The organism is Gammaproteobacteria bacterium (assembly GCA_029881255.1).
Taxonomy (GTDB): Bacteria; Pseudomonadota; Gammaproteobacteria; order S012-40; family S012-40; genus JAOUMY01.
Genome location: JAOUMY010000003.1, coordinates 12,628 through 31,523 on the forward strand (window position 1 = coordinate 12,628; position 18,896 = coordinate 31,523).

At 48.7% G+C, this 18,896-nt stretch carries 17 protein-coding genes; 12 read left to right on the forward strand and 5 right to left on the reverse strand.

From position 1 onward, the window contains the following. Position 1: 1 nt before the first annotated feature. The 3 genes from OEZ43_07515 to OEZ43_07525 all read left to right on the forward strand — a co-directional run bounded on the left by OEZ43_07515 (position 2) and on the right by OEZ43_07525 (position 1,815). Complete coding sequence (locus OEZ43_07515) at positions 2–412, forward strand: hypothetical protein (GenBank protein MDH5545422.1); 411 nt, start codon at positions 2–4, stop codon at positions 410–412. A 329-nt stretch (positions 413–741) separates the two neighbouring features. Next, positions 742–1,158, forward strand: a complete 417-nt coding sequence (locus OEZ43_07520) for a hypothetical protein (GenBank protein ID MDH5545423.1) — start codon at positions 742–744, stop codon at positions 1,156–1,158. A 228-nt stretch (positions 1,159–1,386) separates the two neighbouring features. Further along, the gene (locus tag OEZ43_07525; GenBank protein ID MDH5545424.1) at positions 1,387–1,815 is read left to right on the forward strand and encodes a hypothetical protein; all 429 of its coding nucleotides are present in this window, start codon (positions 1,387–1,389) and stop codon (positions 1,813–1,815) included. Positions 1,816–1,995: 180 nt separating this feature from the next. On the opposite strand, the gene OEZ43_07530 is transcribed toward OEZ43_07525, so the two are convergent. Further along, positions 1,996–2,475: a hypothetical protein gene (locus OEZ43_07530; protein MDH5545425.1), complete on the reverse strand. Its 480-nt coding sequence runs from the start codon at positions 2,473–2,475 to the stop codon at positions 1,996–1,998. 426 nt (positions 2,476–2,901) lie between these two features. On the opposite strand from OEZ43_07530, the gene OEZ43_07535 reads away from it, so the two are divergent. Then, positions 2,902–3,582: a response regulator transcription factor gene (locus OEZ43_07535; protein MDH5545426.1), complete on the forward strand. Its 681-nt coding sequence runs from the start codon at positions 2,902–2,904 to the stop codon at positions 3,580–3,582. Continuing rightward, complete coding sequence (locus OEZ43_07540) at positions 3,554–5,422, forward strand: hypothetical protein (protein ID MDH5545427.1); 1,869 nt, start codon at positions 3,554–3,556, stop codon at positions 5,420–5,422. Before OEZ43_07535 ends, OEZ43_07540 begins: the two co-directional genes overlap by 29 nt. Here OEZ43_07540 and OEZ43_07545 read toward each other — a convergent pair. Then, entirely contained in the window at positions 5,419–7,635 is a 2,217-nt protein-coding gene (locus OEZ43_07545; GenBank protein ID MDH5545428.1) for an NADP-dependent isocitrate dehydrogenase, read from the reverse strand. The two genes, OEZ43_07540 and OEZ43_07545, sit on opposite strands and share 4 nt — an antisense overlap. A 324-nt stretch (positions 7,636–7,959) precedes the next feature. Between OEZ43_07545 and OEZ43_07550 the strand changes: the two genes are divergently transcribed. Both OEZ43_07550 and OEZ43_07555 read left to right on the forward strand, forming a co-directional pair. Next, positions 7,960–8,355 carry a response regulator gene (locus tag OEZ43_07550; GenBank protein ID MDH5545429.1) on the forward strand — a complete coding sequence of 132 codons (396 nt, stop codon included), beginning with the start codon at positions 7,960–7,962 and terminating at the stop codon, positions 8,353–8,355. Positions 8,356–8,376: 21 nt separating this feature from the next. After that, positions 8,377–8,742, forward strand: a complete 366-nt coding sequence (locus OEZ43_07555; protein ID MDH5545430.1) for a response regulator — start codon at positions 8,377–8,379, stop codon at positions 8,740–8,742. 5 nt (positions 8,743–8,747) lie between these two features. Here OEZ43_07555 and OEZ43_07560 read toward each other — a convergent pair whose 3' ends face one another. The 3 genes from OEZ43_07560 to OEZ43_07570 form a co-directional block, all read right to left on the reverse strand. Then, positions 8,748–9,122, reverse strand: a complete 375-nt coding sequence (locus tag OEZ43_07560) for a hypothetical protein (GenBank protein ID MDH5545431.1) — start codon at positions 9,120–9,122, stop codon at positions 8,748–8,750. A gap of 28 nt (positions 9,123–9,150) precedes the next feature. Further along, complete coding sequence (gene ilvD, locus OEZ43_07565; GenBank protein MDH5545432.1) at positions 9,151–11,001, reverse strand: dihydroxy-acid dehydratase; 1,851 nt, start codon at positions 10,999–11,001, stop codon at positions 9,151–9,153. Positions 11,002–11,071: 70 nt separating this feature from the next. Further along, positions 11,072–11,947 carry a GGDEF domain-containing protein gene (locus OEZ43_07570; protein MDH5545433.1) on the reverse strand — a complete coding sequence of 292 codons (876 nt, stop codon included), beginning with the start codon at positions 11,945–11,947 and terminating at the stop codon, positions 11,072–11,074. Positions 11,948–12,218: 271 nt separating this feature from the next. Here OEZ43_07570 and OEZ43_07575 point away from each other — a divergent pair, with 271 nt between their 5' ends. The 5 genes from OEZ43_07575 (at position 12,219) to argA (ending at position 18,870) form a co-directional block, all read left to right on the forward strand. Beyond that, entirely contained in the window at positions 12,219–13,328 is a 1,110-nt protein-coding gene (locus OEZ43_07575; GenBank protein ID MDH5545434.1) for a DUF5666 domain-containing protein, read from the forward strand. Positions 13,329–13,650: 322 nt separating this feature from the next. After that, positions 13,651–15,099, forward strand: a complete 1,449-nt coding sequence (locus OEZ43_07580) for a DUF5666 domain-containing protein (protein MDH5545435.1) — start codon at positions 13,651–13,653, stop codon at positions 15,097–15,099. A gap of 57 nt (positions 15,100–15,156) precedes the next feature. Continuing rightward, a complete protein-coding gene (locus tag OEZ43_07585) occupies positions 15,157–15,987 on the forward strand; it encodes a DUF6502 family protein (protein MDH5545436.1) in 831 nt (276 codons plus the stop codon). Then, complete coding sequence (locus tag OEZ43_07590) at positions 15,984–17,438, forward strand: DUF5666 domain-containing protein (protein ID MDH5545437.1); 1,455 nt, start codon at positions 15,984–15,986, stop codon at positions 17,436–17,438. Before OEZ43_07585 ends, OEZ43_07590 begins: the two co-directional genes overlap by 4 nt. A 112-nt stretch (positions 17,439–17,550) precedes the next feature. Next, positions 17,551–18,870, forward strand: coding sequence for an amino-acid N-acetyltransferase (gene argA, locus OEZ43_07595; GenBank protein MDH5545438.1), 1,320 nt, complete (start codon positions 17,551–17,553; stop codon positions 18,868–18,870). Positions 18,871–18,896: the final 26 nt, after the last annotated feature.

An 18,896-nucleotide genomic window follows, 5' to 3' on the forward strand; every position in this document is an offset into this window, starting at 1 on the left:
AATGCCTACGATTCCATCCTCAATTAATAGTGTTGTCGTTGAATTCGCGAACTCGGTAAATAAGGATGTAGCCCAGGTTTTGATCAACGGCCTGAATCACTGCATAAAAGCTGATGTTGCCAGCGGCTTCACCCTGGATAAAATATATATTTCTTCTGCCAAAGATTCCCACACCTTGCCCAGTCGACACATGCAAAGTAAGGCTGTCGATATTTCCCGTGTCAACGGTACCAAGATCGCGATCGGCTATCCACAGGGAGGAGCGATTAAAGCGATAGTCGATGCCATACAGGATTCCTTTGAATCTTTTGCCAGCAAGCGCGAAAATTTTGGCCCTCACTTAAAGAAAAAACTGGGAAACAACTACTCTGTATCCGGCCACAACGATCACATTCATATTTCGGTAAACTAATAAAATCATAGTTTGAAGTAGACTCATTTTTGGTCTAAAGCCGAACTAGCGTTGGAGCGTCTAGTCTGTTTTCCAGTGAGAATGAATTCCTCTATCCGACGCAGTTTTATCTGGTTTTAAACCTAATTTTCCCCTCTAGTACGTTTTAATTAGTTGATTATTCGATCGACGATCATGTTCGTGAATTGGTTCACATACGCCAGGAAAAGCATGCGCCAGTTCCGATTTTCTCTCTCTGCATTCATTTAACCTTGCTCCCTCTAGCCGATACCCAAATTACAACACTTGCGCATAATCGTTGGCCAAGTGAAAACTTTCGAGGTAATAATATGAAAAATTCCAAGTTAGTTTCTATATCAATCATGGGCCTTGTTTTAGCCGTTGGTGCCGCAGTTTCCATCGCAGAACAAGCAGGTAGTAATTCCGCGCTGGTCACACATGGACCACGCTTTTATGATGACACCTACGATGCCGATTTTCTTCAGGACAGGGTAGTTATTGCGACCGAGGCAATGGGCTGGGAAATTACCAGTGTCGATAGCAGAAACGGCGTCGTACAGGCGCGTGACCCGCTGGGAAGAACGAAGAGCCCAGTTGTAGTCAATATTAGCGAAGTAGACGGAGGCGCTAAGCGCATTGATGTAAATCTAGCGACAAAGGTTTCCATGAACGATACTCAAAGCCAGACTGAGCTAAACGATTACTTTCAACGCCTGGACGCTTTAGTCCAACCAAACAATATGTGATCACAAACTGTAGAGTAACAGCATCTTTACTTGGCGGGCCCTGTCGGGCCCGTTTTTATTTTGATAATACTGAGATACAGTGAACAAGTTGATATACTCCCGTCACCCTCCTCCACAGGCGACCGTCAGAGCAATGGAAACAGCTTAACTATGAGTCTTGCTCAAGTTCCCCTCCTCACCAACCGATATGCGTCTTATATCAAGCGCTTGTTCGGATAACCTTGAACGATGATCAATAATTCACTTATTTTACTATTTATTTTGGGTGTTTCTGCGTGTGCGAGTACTGGCGGGAAAAACTGTGGACCAAACGAGTTTGGTCGTAACGGCATGCCTTGCTGGGTTAACTACGTTCCGTCTGAGGGCGTTGTTGTGAGCATGTCCGAACACTTCGATCCCAATCAAACCCGTGATGTTCTGTTTAAAAAGGCTTTAGTGGAACTCTCCGCCTCCCAGGGCGGCGTTGAAGTATCAGAAGACGTCATCGTGCATAAGAAAACAACAGTGATTAACGATAACGTCGATCAACAAGCCAAAGTCGTGTCTCTTGCCTCGGTCAAAACCGCAAACGAAAGTACGAATGTTAAGGCGAAAGTAAAGGCTTACTGGCGTCACCGTCAGACTAGCAAAGCCTATATGTGGGTAATACCTGAGTAAGTGCTTTTGTTGTGCGTTATCTGCCTATAGATACACTTCTCGATACTCTACAACAATCTAGTGGACGCTCATCGAGCTTAATACCCTATTAGATCTTGAAGGAATGCAAAGCTGATAAACAGAAAAGGCGCTGAATGTGTCCAGCGCCTTTTCGGATTATGCTCTTACGCCTGCGCGTTCTTATTCAATAATAAACAGGCCACCACCTTCGTTGACATTATCAAGCACTGGCGGCAACTCCGGTTGAGCTCTGCCAGGCTCGGTCGCTGTTTTGGAGTCATGATGGGACACCACGACCCGGCTATTTGGCCCCGGTTCTATATCCAGTGACGCGGCAAAGCGGGCGGTCTTTGCAGTTCTCGCAACTGTTCTACGAAAGCGGTAGTCACTCTCAACACTTTTCTGAATGACGTTTGACTTGTCGAATACATCGATATGGACATGTCCTTTCAGTAAACGGATCTGAGTATCCCGCGATACCAAACCGGTAATAAGTATCTTGTCATCGTATTTTTCAATCTTGATATTGCGTAGCTCGCCCTTGGCGGAGTCATCCGTCTGTATTGCGATGTTTTTTTCGCGAACAAGATCGACACCTGGCGTGATCGCGCAGCCAACTGTCAGGCTTGCCAATGTCAGCATTAGGATGTATTTCAGCATTTGGACCTCCCCACTTCTCTTCAGGAAGTGTTTTTGTATGACCCTATTCTTGGGTTGATTCAATGAATCTTCCATGAAGAATAGCCTATGTTTTAGGTGAAATGGCGAGTATTACCAAACTGTCATAATTGTCCCCGGGCGCCTCTTAAAGTCGGCAACACTATTCCAGTCTGCGATGGGATAAAACAACACTACGGGGAAGGTAGTCACTTCAATTTACCAGACACCACGCCGCAATCACCTAAACAGGTGATTTTGTACCGGTGTTCACTGGGGGTATGATAGCTTGCGAGGGAACTCTGCACTATTTTTGCTCCATCAGAGAAAAAAACTCGTATTATTTAGAGCTATGCCCGGGGAGATTCATAACTAAAATAATAGGTATCTGGATAGAGTGTATTGTCTTTACCTACCCATTGAGGCCTTATGAGCACACCCTTACCCCAATTGGCCAAAAATACTGTCCATGACGTACTTCTGGTCGAGGACGATGACACCTTACGTCAGCGCCTGGCGAGTATTCTATCCACACAACCGGAACTAAACGTAATCGCAACAGTGGCAACACTGCAGGCGGCAAAAACAGCATTCTTTACTTACCGGCCGAGACTGGTGGTTACCGACCTGGGATTACCCGATGGTAGCGGCGTGGAGTTGATCAAGGTGATCACCGCTAGCGATTGCATGACAGACTGCATGGTCATCAGCGTGTTCAGTGACCAGAAACATGTCATAGAGGCTTTGCGTGCCGGAGCCAAAGGTTATCTACTCAAAGATAGCGACTCCGCCTCTATAACGGAAAATATCCAATCTGTCCTCGACGGCGGCAGTCCGATAGACCCCAAGGTGGCCTGCTATCTATTGGACTTGCTGGGCAAAGATAAAACCACAGACGAACAAAATACCGCTGGAGATACCTCACTCAGTGAACGCGAACGCGAGATTCTACGCATGGTTGCCCATGGATTTAAACGCGTGGAAATTGCCAGGGAGTTACACATTAGCCTCAATACCGTTAGCACGCATATACGCAAGATCTATAGCAAGCTGGCAATTCATAACAAAATAGAAGCCCTACATGCAGCATCCCGACTTGGTATCAACTGACTCTAATCGAGTCGTCTGGTTAATGACGTGGATTTCGGTCTGCGCGGGCCTGTTTTTTTTGTGGAATGTCCAAGACATATTTTATCCGGAATTGGGCGATAGTGTTCATGTGCTCAAACAAGGTGAATTGAACGTACACGCCGACTCACTACTGGATACGCAAGACGATAACTGGCAACACGTAACGCTACCGGATAACTGGAACTTCTCGCGTAAAGATTTCGAAGGCAAAGTCACTTATCGCTTCAAAGTGAATCTTGCGGAAACGCCTACGCAGCGTTGGGGCGTATATTTACCGCGCGTCAGTCAGAACGCGGCACTTTATATCAATGACATCTTCGTCGATGACGGCGGCAGTATGGAAATACCATACACGCTAAACTGGAAACGTCCGCTCTTATTTGAATTGCCGTCGCAGATGTTGCAGCAAGGAGAAAACACCATCACTTTGTTGGTCGCCGGATATGCTGGCAACAACTCTGGGCTCAACCCTGTTTATATTGGTCCACTGAACGTACTCGCACCCTATTACAACTATCATTTTGCGACCGTGGTTATGCCAGCAATTGCCTCACTCATAACCATGTTAGGCATTACGGTGTTCAATGCCTGGATGTGGATGCTGCGTCCGCAAAAAAACATACATCGAAAGTTTTTTGTCGTCAGTGCAATTGCTTCATTGTGGTTGTATACCACGTTTTCCAATGCCGCTTTTCCATTTCATTTATTCCATTGGGGAATACTGGTGTTGGGTTCCTGGTTTATTTATGGCGTGGTTCTCATGGTAAAACGCCAACTTGGACTACAGGGCGGTGGCCTGGATGAGAAACTCTTTTTTTTACACGCCGTAACCTTTGGCATCGTGGCGATGATGGCGCCGATTCGTTACCAACAGGACATTAGTGTTTTTTGGCACATCGGAAGTGCCATTCAGGGTATTTGGATACTCTGGCTACTGTGGCAAGGACGCCACTTCTCTAACAATGCCATGCCATATTTAGTGGTGATGTCGCTGATTTTTGTCATGGGTGGATATGACATTAGCTTTGCCATATTTAGCGACCACCATCTGCGACCGATGACATTTCAAATTTGTCCCTTGTTTCTCAGCCTCGTGCTTGCCGCCGATATTACCGCGCGCTTTGTCAGTTCAACGGAGCAGACAGAAAAACTTAATCTTGAATTGAACCAACGCGTAGAAGAAAAACATCGTGAATTGGCCGCAAGTTATGAGCGACTCAAAATACTGGAAACCCAGCAGGCTGTTTACGCCGAGCGCGAACGGATAATGCGTGAATTGCACGACGGCTTAGGCGGGCACTTACTCACGGCCTTGGCCCATAGTGAAGGCAATGAAAATACGCCGCTACATCAGACGATCAGCCAGGCCCTAAGCGAATTACGCTTGATGATAGACACCGTCGATGTTGAACCGGGCAACCTCAATACTTTGTTGGGTGCGATGCGTCAACGCATAGAGCCTTTGTTGCAGCGTCACGGGGGGCAATTTCACTGGCGCGTGTTTGAGGAACCAGATACACGCCACCTCAGCCGAAGTGAAATGATGCACTTATTGCGCATCATTCAGGAAGTTTTTACCAATATCATTAAACACGCCAAAGCAACCACCGTCACCGTGGAAACCTCGCCTAATGGAGTTCTCATCCGCGATAACGGCAAAGGTTTCGAGATCAAAAAACCGTCTACCGGGCGCGGCTTGAGCAATATGCGTAAACGCGCTCTGGAAGCCGGCATTCAGCTCGATATCGACAGCGATGACATGGGCACTGAAGTCCGCCTGTCCTTACTTCCTGTCAGTAACGAGGTGGCTGTTTGCTAAAGCGCATCCAATGCTGAATTAAAAGTGGCGCTTGGTCGCATCACCGTCGACACCGCTTTTGCATCCGGCTTGTAATATCCCTTCAAATTTACCGCAGCCCCTTGAACGCGCTTAAGCTCGTCGACAATTACTGATTCGTTGTCTGTCAGTGACTTTGCCAGTGACCTAAAACGCTGCTTAAGCTCGGCGTCTTTTTCCTGAGCCGCCAAGGCTTGCGCCCAATAAAGCGTCAGATAAAAGTGACTGCCACGGGTATCGAGTTCACCTACTTTGGATGACGGCGATTTATTTTTGTCCAGAAAAACACTGGTGGCCTGATCCAGCGTATCGGCCAATACCTGCGCCTTACCGTTGTTGAAATTCACCGCCAGGTGTTCAAACGATGCGGCCAGCGCTAAAAATTCACCCAAGGAATCCCAACGCAAGTGGTTTTCGTCGATTAGCTGCTGCACATGTTTTGGCGCCGAGCCACCTGCACCGGTTTCAAACAGTCCACCACCATTCATCAACGGAACGATGGACAACATTTTGGCCGAGGTTCCCAGTTCTAATATTGGAAACAAGTCGGTGAGATAGTCACGCAAAACATTTCCCGTTACCGAGATCACATCCTTGCCTTGTTTAATTTGTTGCAACGTAAAACGTGTTGCTTCAACCGGTGACAAAATTCGAATATCCAGCCCACTGGTATCGTGTTCGGGCAGGTATTGTTTAACCTTGCGTATGATCTGCGCGTCATGCGCGCGATTTTCATCCAACCAGAAAATAGCCGGCGTATGCGACAAGCGCGCACGCGTCACCGCTAGTTTCACCCAGTCACGCACTGGCGCATCCTTGGTCTGACACATACGGAAAATATCGCCTGCTTCCACTTCCTGTTCCATTAGCGTCGTACCATTTGCGTCGACAACGCGGACCTTTCCGTTTGCGCTCAGTTGAAACGTCTTGTCATGTGAACCGTATTCCTCAGCCTTTTGCGCCATTAAACCTACGTTCGGCACTGTACCCATAGTGGCAGGATCGAAGGCGCCATTGGCTTTGCAGAAGTTGATGGTTTCTTCGTAGACACCGGCATAATTACGATCGGGAATTACCGCCATCGTGTCCTGCGGTTTACCCTGGCGGTTCCACATTCTGCCGGAGTTTCGAATCATCGCCGGCATGGAAGCGTCAACGATAACATCACTCGGTACATGTAGATTGGTAATCCCCTTGTCGGAATCCACCATCGCTATATCGGCGCCGTTATCAATACAGTCCTTGATGTCTGCTTCGATCGCGGACTGTACGTCAGAGGGAAGCGTCTTGATTCTTGTCAGTAAATCGCCGAGACCGTTATTCGGGCTCACGCCTGCCTTGGCCAATGCTTCGGCGTGCTTGTCAAAGACGTCATGAAAATAGGCCGCTACTGCCGCGCCGAAGATGATCGGATCAGACACCTTCATCATGGTCGCTTTGAGATGAACGGAAAACAACACACCTTGCGCTTTCGCTTCGGAGATGGCGTTACGCAAGAATGCACTTAGCGCACGATAATTCATAACCGAGCAATCGATGACTTCACCAGCCTGTAATGACGACTTATCCTTCAACATTTGAACGCCGCCATCGCCGGCAAGAAACTCGATACGAAACTCTCCTGCTTTGTCCATGGTGATGGATTTTTCAGATCCGTAGAAATCCCCTTGCTCCATATGTCGAACCAGGGATTTTGAGTCACTCGTCCATGCGCCCATAGTATGGGGATGTGTTTTAGCATAATTCTTTACCGAGGCGGGGGCGCGTCGGTCGGAGTTCCCTTCTCGGAGCACGGGATTAACAGCGCTACCCAGCACCTTACCGTATGCTGTCTTGATCTTTTCCTCGTCGGCGTTTTTTGGCGCCGCCGGATAATTGGGAACGGCATAGCCCTGGTCTTGAAGTTCTTTAATCACCGCCGTTAATTGCGGTATCGACGCGCTGATATTGGGTAATTTGATGATATTGGCTTCAGGTTGTTTGGCCAGCGCTCCCAGTTCGGCCAAGGCATCACCAATTCGTTGTTCTTCCTTTAGAAACCCAGGGAAATTGGCTAATATTCTTCCAGCCAGAGAGATATCACGGGTTTCGATAACAACGCCTGCGGCCTGGGCAAAGGCTTTTACCACGGGTAGAAACGAATGGGTGGCCAGTGCCGGCGCTTCATCGGTGAGCGTATAGATAATCTTTGCCATATCAGTCAATTAGTGTCCTTGGGTTAAGCCTCCCGTAGATGCCCGAGAGGTATATAGTTGAAAACAAAGCGGCGTATTTTAACGCAAAGCGGCGGGGCCGTACAAAATCCCCTCTTTTTGAGGATCAGTCTATGGCCGTGAAAGAAAACACAATAGAACCCTCGTAAATATAAAGAGCAATGATGCCGATTATAGCTGCTGGAAAACCCGTATATACCCCTAATGTTCGGAAAGCTGTATTCCGACCGGCACACAACGGAAATAGCTATCTAGCGTTAGAGGCCAATACATTGTAGTCGATAATTGCATTTTTCAGGCGCAGATGTGAACGAAGAATTGAAAAACCAACCCTATTCGGTACTCATTGTTGATGATGAGCCAACGAATATTGAGTTTCTGCTCGAGGTATTTGAAATACTCGAGAGCTGGCGCGTTCACGCCACTGCCAGCCCGCGCGAGGCCTTGGACATCTACCGCGACAATGTCCTCTCCCTGGTATTACTCGATATCACTATGCCCGAAATGGATGGCTTCGAAGTACTCGATGAATTTTCCAAAATTGCTGTGGCTAAACCGCCTGTGGTTTACGTACTAACCGGTCATCATGACGCGCAGACGAGAGAAAAGGCCATACAAAAAGGCGCGTACGATGTGATAACAAAACCTTTCACCGTCGATGCCATAATCGAATTGGTTGAAAGGATACAGGCCAAAAGCTAATGTCCAAAGTGAGTCTGTGAAATGAAATATATTTTGGTCGCTGACGATGAACCCTTAAATCAGACCATATTCCAGGAAATGCTGGATGGAGTGTATGAGTGCAAAACAGTTGACGATGGACAGGCGTGTCTGGAAAGCGTGGAATCGCGAACGCCAGACCTTATTCTGCTCGACGTCGCGATGCCTAGAGTGGATGGCACGGCCGTGTGCCGCAAATTAAAAAACGACGAACAAACTCGCCATATTCCAATCATACTGGTGTCTGCCTACGCCTCCGAAAACGATAAGAAATCAGGCCTGGCAGCCGGTGCCGATGACTATGTGACCAAGCCATTCGATATAGACGACCTGCAACAACGTATCGAACAACTCCTCGATAAACCCTAAGGGTTTCACTCAAAATTAAGTAGTTGCTTCTTCGTCCATTCAATTGCCGCGTCTAGATCCGTAAATGCTTTTAACGGCCCTTTGAACAGATGTTCTTCCGTGCTCACCAGACTCATCGAAGATTTCTTATGCAGGACAAGCGCAATCACTTTCAGGCGTTCGATCGTATTGAGAAGTTGATAGACGTTTACCGGATCAATCGAATAGTCATTCTTGCGGTCAATAATCATTCCATAGTTACAACCCATGGCTTCTTCAATGATGTGGTTTGATTGTATGGCATTGATAGCGTTTATTTCGACGCCCTCCTTGGCCACCACCAATACGATATTGTCCGCGATCTTTTCTGCAACGACCGTTTCCGTTACGATTTCATTCACTTCAAAATCCTTTCTTGCTCGTTACGTCTTACTTCTCTAACTGAGAAACATCACGTACTGCGCCTCTTGATGCGCTTGTCGTCATAGCTGCGTACGCCTTGAGCGCGCTCGATACCGCACGTTGGCGATTTACCGGTTTCCATGCTGATGCGCCTTTGTTTTCCATCGCCGTCCGACGCTTTTCCAATTCCGCGTCACTCAGTGCCACGCGGATGCTACGATTGGGAATGTCGATTTCTATCGTATCACCTTCTTTGACCAAACCTATCGCGCCACCTTCCGCCGCTTCTGGTGACACATGGCCTATGGACAGACCGGAAGTGCCACCGGAAAAACGCCCATCGGTAATCAACGCGCAGGCCTTACCCAAACCTTTCGATTTGATATATGAAGTCGGATACAACATCTCCTGCATGCCAGGTCCGCCACGGGGTCCCTCGTAGCGTATGATCACGACATCACCGGCTTTGATCTTGTCGCCAAGTATGCCTTCCACTGCCGCATCCTGACTTTCAAAGATCCTGGCAGGGCCTGAGAACTTAAGTATGCTTTCGTCAACGCCTGCTGTTTTAACCACGCAACCGTCAAGGGCGATGTTGCCATACAGAACAGCCAGGCCACCTTCGGTGCTAAACGCATGTTGCATGTCACGTATACAACCATTGCTCCTGTCTTCATCCAGTGTAGGCCAAAGTTTTTCCTGACTAAAGGCTTCGGTGGTGCGAACATTTCCCGGTGCAGCAGAATAAAATTTTCTGACCGATTCGTCTGAGGTACGACTAATATCCCAGTTGTTCAAGGCCTCACCCATAGTCGCGGAATGTACAGTGGCGACCTGACGATTGATTAAGTCGGCGCTGTCCAGTTGGCCGAGTATGCCTAATACACCACCGGCGCGGTGCACGTCTTCCATATGATAAAGCTGTGTACTGGGCGCAACCTTGCACAATTGCGGCACCTTGCGCGACAACCTGTCGATGTCGTTCATGGTGAAATTCACTTCGCCTTCTTCCGCTGCGGCAAGCAAATGCAAAATCGTATTGGTGGAACCGCCCATGGCGATATCGAGACACATGGCATTTTCAAACGCTTGAAAATTCGCTATCGAACGCGGTAACACGCTATTGTCTTCCTGCTCGTAATAACGTCGCGCCAGATCAACTATGCGACGCCCCGCTTGCAGGAACAAATCTTTGCGGAAGGCATGTGTTGCAAGCAAACTACCATTCCCCGGTAGCGATAATCCCAAAGCCTCGGTCAAACAGTTCATGGAGTTGGCGGTAAACATACCGGAACAGGAACCACAGGTCGGACACGCGGAACGTTCCATGATTGCGACATTCTCGTCGGTTTCTTTTGGATTGGCGGCAGATACCATCGCGTCAACCAGATCGAGATGAACCTCTTTTCCACCGATTAGCGCCTTTCCAGATTCCATCGGACCACCGGACACGAAAATCGTCGGAATATTCAGACGCAACGCGGCATTGAGCATTCCCGGGGTAATCTTGTCGCAGTTGGAGATGCACACCAACGCGTCGGCGCAGTGGGCATTGACCATATATTCCACTGCATCCGCGATAATCTCCCGCGAGGGTAGCGAATACAACATTCCGCCATGTCCCATGGCAATACCATCGTCCACGGCAATGGTATTAAACTCCTTGGCCACGCCGCCTGCCGCTTCGATCTCGCGACACACCATCTGCCCCAGGTCTTTAAGATGCACATGACCCGGTACGAACTGGGTAAATGAATTGGCCACCGCAATTATCGGTTTGTCGAAATCCGCGTCGGTCATGCCTGTGGCACGCCACAGGGAACGGGCACCCGCCATATTGCGGCCTGAGGTGGAGGTTTTGGAGCGATATACCGGCATGGCAGATTTTTCCTTTGGTCTATCCTGGTTATTGGAACCAGGGATTCTACCAAAACTCGGTGGCGCAATCCTAATCTGTGCGCTTGTTTCGCCGTCCGTTGAAAGAAGGAAAGGTGGTCACATTGTTTTCGCGTCCACCTTTTTCGAAGTCATCAGGCCAGCAAAGATGGCGAACGCTGTTCTTGCCACTCTTTTTGATGGAATACATGGTCTCGTCCACCATGCGGATTAATTCGCGGCTGTCATGTACCGGCTGATGATAGCTAACCGCGCCGACACTAAAGGTAATCGGCCAGTTACGGTGTTGCATAGCGTCATTCAATAATGGGTGTAGCTTGTTGATTAACACCTTTGCTGATTCAAAATCGGTGACCGGAAATAACCCGGCAAACTCGTCCCCACCCAGACGGGCAGAGATATCGGTACGACGTAAATGGGCGCGCAACACCTTGGCAACTTCGCGCAAAACGTCATCTCCTACATCGTGACCACGGGTGTCGTTTATATACTTAAAATTGTCCAGATCGATGTAACACACGGTAAATGGTTCACCATAGCGTCGCGCGCGCATCAACTCCGCGTCGCATATTTCCTGAAAATGCCTGCGATTGGATAAATTAGTCAGCGGATCGGTATCTGCCAGCTTTTGCTCGAGTTCGAGTTTGTCTTTTATGACAGAAAGCATAAAAGTCGCGACGGCGAAAAAGGCGAAGCGCACCATGGTATTCCATATATGGATATACGCCGCAGTTTCAGTGCTATGGGAAAACACATCAGCCAACATCCATACCGATGCCGACATCGCCGCCATGAAATAACCTACTTTTCGATCGATATACCAGCTACTGAGAAATATTGGCGCGATATAAAAAACCGAAAACGACAGGGCTGTGCCCGTCACATAGTCCGTCAATCCCAATACCACTAGCGACACGGTAGAGATCATAAAAATTTGCCGGTAGGACATTTGAGAGAAAAACTGATCCAAGTAACTCGCTCCAGGAACATGACTTATTGATAACGATCTCGAAGCAATAAGCAGTCCGGAGCTCAACTCGCCTGCACAACAAACACACTTTCTGGAATCTTTCCAAACGTTAATTCTTCTGCTCTGGAATTTGTCTATGCGCGGACATATACTTCTCAACAAGGAATTTGAGAAAATATTCTCAAAAACCAAAAACGAAGTCCCCCTACTTTTTTATGGAGAAACGATTATGAACCGCTCACTATTTACAAAAGGACTACTGTCAGCTGCTGTGATCGCAAGCTTAAGCGCTTGTAATTTAGACGATATTCTCACCGAGACCGGTCGTGACAAAGTTGTACACGTCACTTCTGGCGTGATCACCAAGCTCAATGAGCTGACAGTCAATGGCATCGCCTTTGACACCTCAAATACACAGGTGCAGGTTGATGACAACAGTGCAACTAAAAATGATCTGGCAGAAGGCATGTACGTTACCGTTGAAGGCAGCGTAAATGACGATGGCAGCCATGGCACCGCCACGCGCATCGTGTTTGACAATGAAGTTGAAGGACAGATTAGTGTGAACAATCTCGCCGTGGACAATACGCTGGTGGTAATGGGCCAGACCATAGTGGTTGACCAGAACACACGCCTGTTCAGCGAACTGGCTGCGATCACCCAGCTTTCAGATCTGAATACTTCTCTGTTCGTGGAAGTCAGTGGTTACCCCACTGGTGATGGACGGATCCAGGCCACTCGCATCAAAGTAAAGGCAGATACCTATCTGGCGGAAACCGAAGTGGAAGTAAAAGGCCTGGTGAGCAACCTGACCGATTCCACGTTTCAGATTGGTGATCTGACAGTGGACTACTCCAATGCCCAACTTAAAGACTTCGATTCACAAGGTCTGAAAGACGGTCAATTGGTGGAAGTCAAAAGCCTCGGCTCTAACGATAGCGCAATACTGGCCACCAATATCGAGCTGGAAACCTACAGACATCGCAGCGACAGCAGCACCCATAAGGCGGAAGTCGAAGGTATCCTGGTTCAGGCAAGTGATGGTAGCCTGAGTGTTTCTGGAGTGAGTGTTGTCATCGATGCCAATACTAACTACGAGCACGGCACTGCCACAGGCCTGGTGGCAGGACAGCGAATTGAAGTCAAAGGCAGCTTCGATGACCAAGGCCGGTTGTTTGTCGACAAAGTCGAGTTCAAGAACAATAGCGATAGCGCAGAAAACGAACTGAATGACGACAGTCGCGATAACAATCATAGCAGTGACGATGGTGAGAACCATTCTGGATCTGATAATGACTCTGAAGATCACGACGATGATCGCGAAAATGACAGAGATTAAAACTTATCCGGCGCAAAAGGGGGCTTCGGCCCCCTTTTTTATTCCCGCCTGACAATGTGGAAAAAAAACCAAACTCAGCTGAGACTCGGATAAGCCATTCCTACTGGCTTCTGTCATGCCTATATATTAGGTATCACCTCGCCCACCCTTGCCTGACTCATATTTGTGACCCATGTCTCATCCCAGAGACCCACTCCCCCTGTTTCAGCAAATAGACATCAAGAAAACTCAAATTGGGACGAAAATCCCAATTAGCAAGTTGGGAAAAAATTCCTAATTACTACGCGCTGAAATGACGATAACATACACAGGAGACGCAGAGATGAAACGTAAGACTCTGAAATTAACAACATTGGCGGTAATGACGGCCCTGGGCCTGGCGGCCTGTAATAGTACACAGGACCCGACAACTACACAGGCGAAAACCGGATATTTGACCTCTGGGGTCATCACCGGCTTCGGTAGCGTCTATATAAATGGCGTGGAATTTGAAACCGATAATGCCGCCTTTACCGTAGATGACGCCACAGGTGCAGAGAGCCAGCTCAAGGTTGGCATGTATATCACCCTGGAAGGTGACATCAATGCCGATGGCCAGACCGGTAAGGCAGCCAAGATTACGTTCGAGAGCGAAATCGAAGGTATGGTGCTTGAGAACACGGTTTCTGGTGGCGTCGGTACACTGAACATCATGGGGCAGACTGTCACTGTCGATCTGGATACCAAGTTTGAAAGCCAGCTCGTTGATGTGTTGACGATTGATCAACTTGGTGCCAACAACATCGTAGAAGTAAGCGGCTACTCCTCGGGCACCGGAAGCATATACGCGACGCGTATTGAATTGAAAAAGGCCGACTTCACCGTTGGTGAAGAAATGGAATTGAAAGGCGTGATCTCCCAACTGACAGACGCTACGTTTGTTATCGGCGGCATGACAGTGAACCACCTGAGTGCCGTACTGGAAGATTTCGAAGGTGTAAGCCTGGCTGATGGTATGTACGTTGAGGTTAAGAGCACAGAAGGACTTGACGGAAACCAAAACCTGATCGCCTCCAAGATTCAACTCGAAAACAAGGATGGCAAAGGCGAAAAACGCGAAGACGGCGAAGAAATGGAGATCGAAGGTCTGGTCACTGGCGCGGTTAACGCCGATTTGACCGAAGTCGAAATCAACGGCCAAAAGGTGTTACTTCGCGAGAAGACCGAATTCGAACACGGAGATGCAAGCCTATTGCTTGCTGGTACCAAAGTCGAGGTCGAAGGGGAGTTTGATTCGAACGGCGCATTCATCGCCGAAGAAATCAAGTTCCGCGCCGAAGCCAAAATCGAAATGGATGGGATGCTCGAAGCCGTCGACCCTGCCCAACATACCGTTACAGTATTTGGACAAGTCGTATCGGTTAATAATCTGACCGTGATGGTCGATGAGCGCAACTCTGGCGATATCGAGCCAGTCAAATATTTCAACCTGAGCCATCTCGCTGTCGGCGACTGGGTCCAGTTGAAGGCGCACAAAGATGAAAGTGGCAACCTGGTTGCTAACAAATTGGAGCGCGATGACGCCGAAGATGCAAATAACGGTGTGATCGAAGTGGAGCTGCGTGGCGATATCGACGCCGTGCAGGACAATGGACAGTTACTCGTCGCTGGCGTTGCAGTTGATGTAAGTGCCATAGACGGAAAAAGCTTTGGTGTTGGCATGGAAATCGAGATGCGAGGAACATACGCCAACGGACTTTTCACAGCGACGGATGTGTCTGTAGAAGAGTAATAGGATGAAACGGAGACAGGGATGTCTCCACTACTAACTGGAAAGCAGTAAAGCATTATGAGTGAGCAAGATACCAAAAAGATATTGACGTCAGCGATCTACCGAGTGTGTCGATCGCTTGTGCGTATCTTGCTGCGTAACGGCATACCCTTCGCAGGGTTTACGGACATCGCCAAGAAAGCCTATGTGGATGTTGCACGCGAGGAATTCGGTGTTGAAGGCAAGAAGGTTTCAGACTCACGCATTGCCACGATTACGGGGCTAACGCGCAAGGATGTACGACGTGTGAAACTGTTGGATATCCGCTCAGACACGGAACTTGCCGAACACTATAACCGCGCTGCACGCGTCATATTCGGATGGATACACGACAAGGATTATCAGGACGAAAACGCCAAACCGGTACGATTGAAATTTGAAGGAAACAGTCCCTCGTTTAGCGCGCTGACCAAGAAATACAGTGGCGACGTTCCACCCAGAGCAATCTTGGACGAATTGGAACAGGTAGGCGTAGTCAAGGTGTTAGCCGACGACAGTATCGAAATACTCAAACTCGGTTACATACCTAGCACCAGCCAGGCAGAGAAGCTGAAATTGTTTGGCCGTGATACTTCCGGGCTGATCGATACCGTAGACCGAAACATTTACAGCGGTGAACAAGCATTTTTTCAACGTAAAGTAAGTTACGACGAATTGCCAGAAGACGCGCGAGAAGAAATCCGCGCCATGCTGGAAGTGAAGGGCCAGGAGTTATTGATATATTTTGACGCCATCATGGCAGGTAGAGACGCCAGTCTGAATCCCGATCAAAAAGGGAAAAACCACAAGGCTGCTGGTATTGGCATCTACTACTTCGAAGACGATGGCCCAGAGGAACAGGACTCATGAAACAACAACTGTGGAAAACATCGAGCGCTCTGCTGCTCACCCTGTCACTCTTCGCATGTGAAGGTGGCGGCATTACGGGCACAGGTTTTAAAGACCAGGCCGTTGGCGTCATCACCGGTTTCGGCAGCGTACTTGTCAACGGTATCAAGTTTGAGACCAATAATACCAAGGTGACGATAGACGATATCGAAAACGCCCTGGAAACCGAATTGAAAGTCGGCATGATAGTCAACATACAAGGCGAGATCGATGAAAACGGCCTCGCAGGATTTGCGAAATCCATTACCTATTCTGACGATGTCGAGGGTACCGTGCTGGCAAACAATACCTCGGTTGACAACACTCTCAATATTATGGGCCAAACCATTATCGTCAGTCCTGAAACGGTTTTTGGTAGCCAGATCGACACCATTACCAGAGTAGATGAGATTCAGACAGGAAATATCGTGGAAGTCAGCGGCTTCAATTCTGGTGACGGTTTTATTTACGCCACTCGGGTCGAAGTGAAGAAACTGGCGCACACTAGTGGAGAAGCGATTGAGGTTTCCGGTTTAATCAAGAGTCTCGATACCCAGGTATTCCTGATTGGCGATATGACGGTAGATTATCGTTCCGCAGAACTGGTCAATATCCCCAGCAATCAGTTACTCAATGACATGTTTGTTGAAGTGCGCAGCACCGAAGGCATTGATACGGTAAGCAATCGCCTTATCGCCTCGCGAATCAAACTCGAAGGTGATGGCAAGAAAAAATATCGTCTGGAGAAGGGTCAGGAAATCGAGCTGGAAGGCGTTGTCGCTGACTACAATGCCACTGCACAGACTTTTAATCTCAACGGTCAAACCGTGGTGGTAAGCAGCACTACCGAGTTCAAACCCCAGGGTGCCGTGTTACGCGATGGTGCCAAGCTTTCTGTCAATGGCAGTATCAACGCCAAAGACGAATTGCTTGCCGAGGAGATTGAGATACGCGCCGAGGCCAATCTTAAAGTTCAGGCCTATGTCGAGTGGGTAGATTCCACTGCACATAGCTTCAAACTGCTCAACAGGACTTTTCTGACCACCAATACCAGCGTGTTCAATGATGAGCGCAACGACGGTTTCGAACCTGTTCGTTATATGAATCTGGACCACTTGCGTGAAAATGATTTCGTGGAAGTCAGTGCTTATTATGATGAAGCGGAAGATATCCTGATCGCCACACACATAGAGCGCGACGACCCTGAATTCACGCTCAGCAATGCAAGCCAGCAATGGGTGGAAATCAACGGCCTGGTGGCAGAAAACCATTTGCCAGACCTGACTTCAATCAAGATTTCCGGGATAACCATAGACATCAGTCAAATGTCGGCGGAAGATCAGGCGAATTACATCGTTGGTAAACAGGTTGAGATAATGGGTTACTACGACGAAGTAACCCATCTGGTCATCGCCAGCCCGAACGAACCCTGATCAATCCACCTACTTTCACCTTTAACATTCCATTCACCCACTACAGCGCTAGTGGGTGAATGTTTTCATTGTTATGATAAACGCCAATACGTATTCCGGAGATTTTGACACTATGTCTGCCCAAAACACTGATCCATTCGTCAACTGGTTCAGACAATCCTCGCCATATATCAACGCGCATCGTCGGCGTACGTTTGTGGTGTATGTGGGCGGCGAGGCTATCATCGAAGAAGACTGCATCCGTGGCATCGTCCACGATATCGCTCTACTCAATAGTCTGGGGGTAAGACTGGTGTTAGTTCATGGCGCGCGTCCGCAGATAGAGTCATCGCTTAAGGCGCATAGTATCGACGCGCCACTGCATAAGGGAATACGCGCCACAAGTGTAGAAGCAATGAATGTGGTGCAGTCTACCGTTGGACGTATACGCAGTCAGTTGGAAGCACGCTTTTCCACCGGGCTGGCCAATTCGCCAATGGCAGGGGCACGCATACGTATACTCGGTGGCAACCTGGTAATGGCAAAGCCTTTAGGCGTACGTGATGGCGTCGACTATGGACATTCAGGGGAAGTTCGTCGTATCGACAAGGACGCAATCAATTCCATACTGGATCTCGGCGCTGTTGTACTCATTTCTCCCGTGGGCTACTCGCTCACCGGCGAGGCATTCAACATCGGCGCAGAAGACGTGGCCACCGATGTTTCCATTTTACTCAAGGCAGACAAGCTGATTCTGTTTACCGATGAGGCCAATATTTGTGATGACGATGGCGAAGCCGTACGTCAGTTAAGCACCACCCAGGCCGAAACGTGTGCCCAACAGAGTGGTAAAGACAATCTTCACTTGTTAAGCGGACTGCGTGCCGCTAAAAACGGCGTTAGACGCGTGCATCTGGTGGATTATCAAACTGATGGCGCCCTGTTGCGCGAGTTGTTCACCCGCGACGGTATCGGCACGCTGATTACCACCGACAATTACGATACCTTACGTCAGGCAAATATCGATGATGTCGGTGGCATCCTGGAATTGATTCGCCCTTTAGAAGAGGAAGGCATACTCGTCAGGCGTTCACGTGAATTACTGGAGACCGAGGTGAATCATTTCACGGTGCTGGAACGTGACGGCATGATTATCGGCTGCGCCGCACTCTATCCGTATCCTGAAGAATCCGCAGTGGAAATGGCGTGTCTTGCAGTGCACAAGGATTACCAGAATGGCGGGCGCGGCGATACCTTGTTACATACCATGGAAAAACAGGCACGCACCCAGGGCTTTCAGCGTTTGTTCGTATTGTCGTCACGCAGTGGGCATTGGTTTCTGGAACGGGGATATGAGGAAAACAGTGTTGATGTTTTGCCGTTAAAGAAACAGCAGCTTTATAACTATCAACGTAAATCCAAGGTATTTATCAAACCGCTTGCGCAGGACTAGGCGCGAGGAAACACGCTGCAGGTGTA

Bases quoted from the DNA above. Each gene is read 5' to 3' on its own strand.
- OEZ43_07515 (MDH5545422.1), top strand. From the start codon at position 2: ATGCCTACGATTCCATCCTCAATTAATAGTGTTGTCGTTGAATTCGCG.
- OEZ43_07520 (MDH5545423.1), top strand. From the start codon at position 742: ATGAAAAATTCCAAGTTAGTTTCTATATCAATCATGGGCCTTGTTTTA.
- OEZ43_07525 (MDH5545424.1), top strand. From the start codon at position 1,387: ATGATCAATAATTCACTTATTTTACTATTTATTTTGGGTGTTTCTGCG.
- OEZ43_07530 (MDH5545425.1), bottom strand. From the start codon at position 2,475: ATGCTGAAATACATCCTAATGCTGACATTGGCAAGCCTGACAGTTGGC.
- OEZ43_07535 (MDH5545426.1), top strand. From the start codon at position 2,902: ATGAGCACACCCTTACCCCAATTGGCCAAAAATACTGTCCATGACGTA.
- OEZ43_07540 (MDH5545427.1), top strand. From the start codon at position 3,554: ATGCAGCATCCCGACTTGGTATCAACTGACTCTAATCGAGTCGTCTGG.
- OEZ43_07545 (MDH5545428.1), bottom strand. From the start codon at position 7,635: ATGGCAAAGATTATCTATACGCTCACCGATGAAGCGCCGGCACTGGCC.
- OEZ43_07555 (MDH5545430.1), top strand. From the start codon at position 8,377: ATGAAATATATTTTGGTCGCTGACGATGAACCCTTAAATCAGACCATA.
- ilvD (MDH5545432.1), bottom strand. From the start codon at position 11,001: ATGCCGGTATATCGCTCCAAAACCTCCACCTCAGGCCGCAATATGGCG.
- OEZ43_07570 (MDH5545433.1), bottom strand. From the start codon at position 11,947: ATGATCTCTACCGTGTCGCTAGTGGTATTGGGATTGACGGACTATGTG.
- OEZ43_07575 (MDH5545434.1), top strand. From the start codon at position 12,219: ATGAACCGCTCACTATTTACAAAAGGACTACTGTCAGCTGCTGTGATC.
- OEZ43_07580 (MDH5545435.1), top strand. From the start codon at position 13,651: ATGAAACGTAAGACTCTGAAATTAACAACATTGGCGGTAATGACGGCC.
- OEZ43_07585 (MDH5545436.1), top strand. From the start codon at position 15,157: ATGAGTGAGCAAGATACCAAAAAGATATTGACGTCAGCGATCTACCGA.
- OEZ43_07590 (MDH5545437.1), top strand. From the start codon at position 15,984: ATGAAACAACAACTGTGGAAAACATCGAGCGCTCTGCTGCTCACCCTG.
- argA (MDH5545438.1), top strand. From the start codon at position 17,551: ATGTCTGCCCAAAACACTGATCCATTCGTCAACTGGTTCAGACAATCC.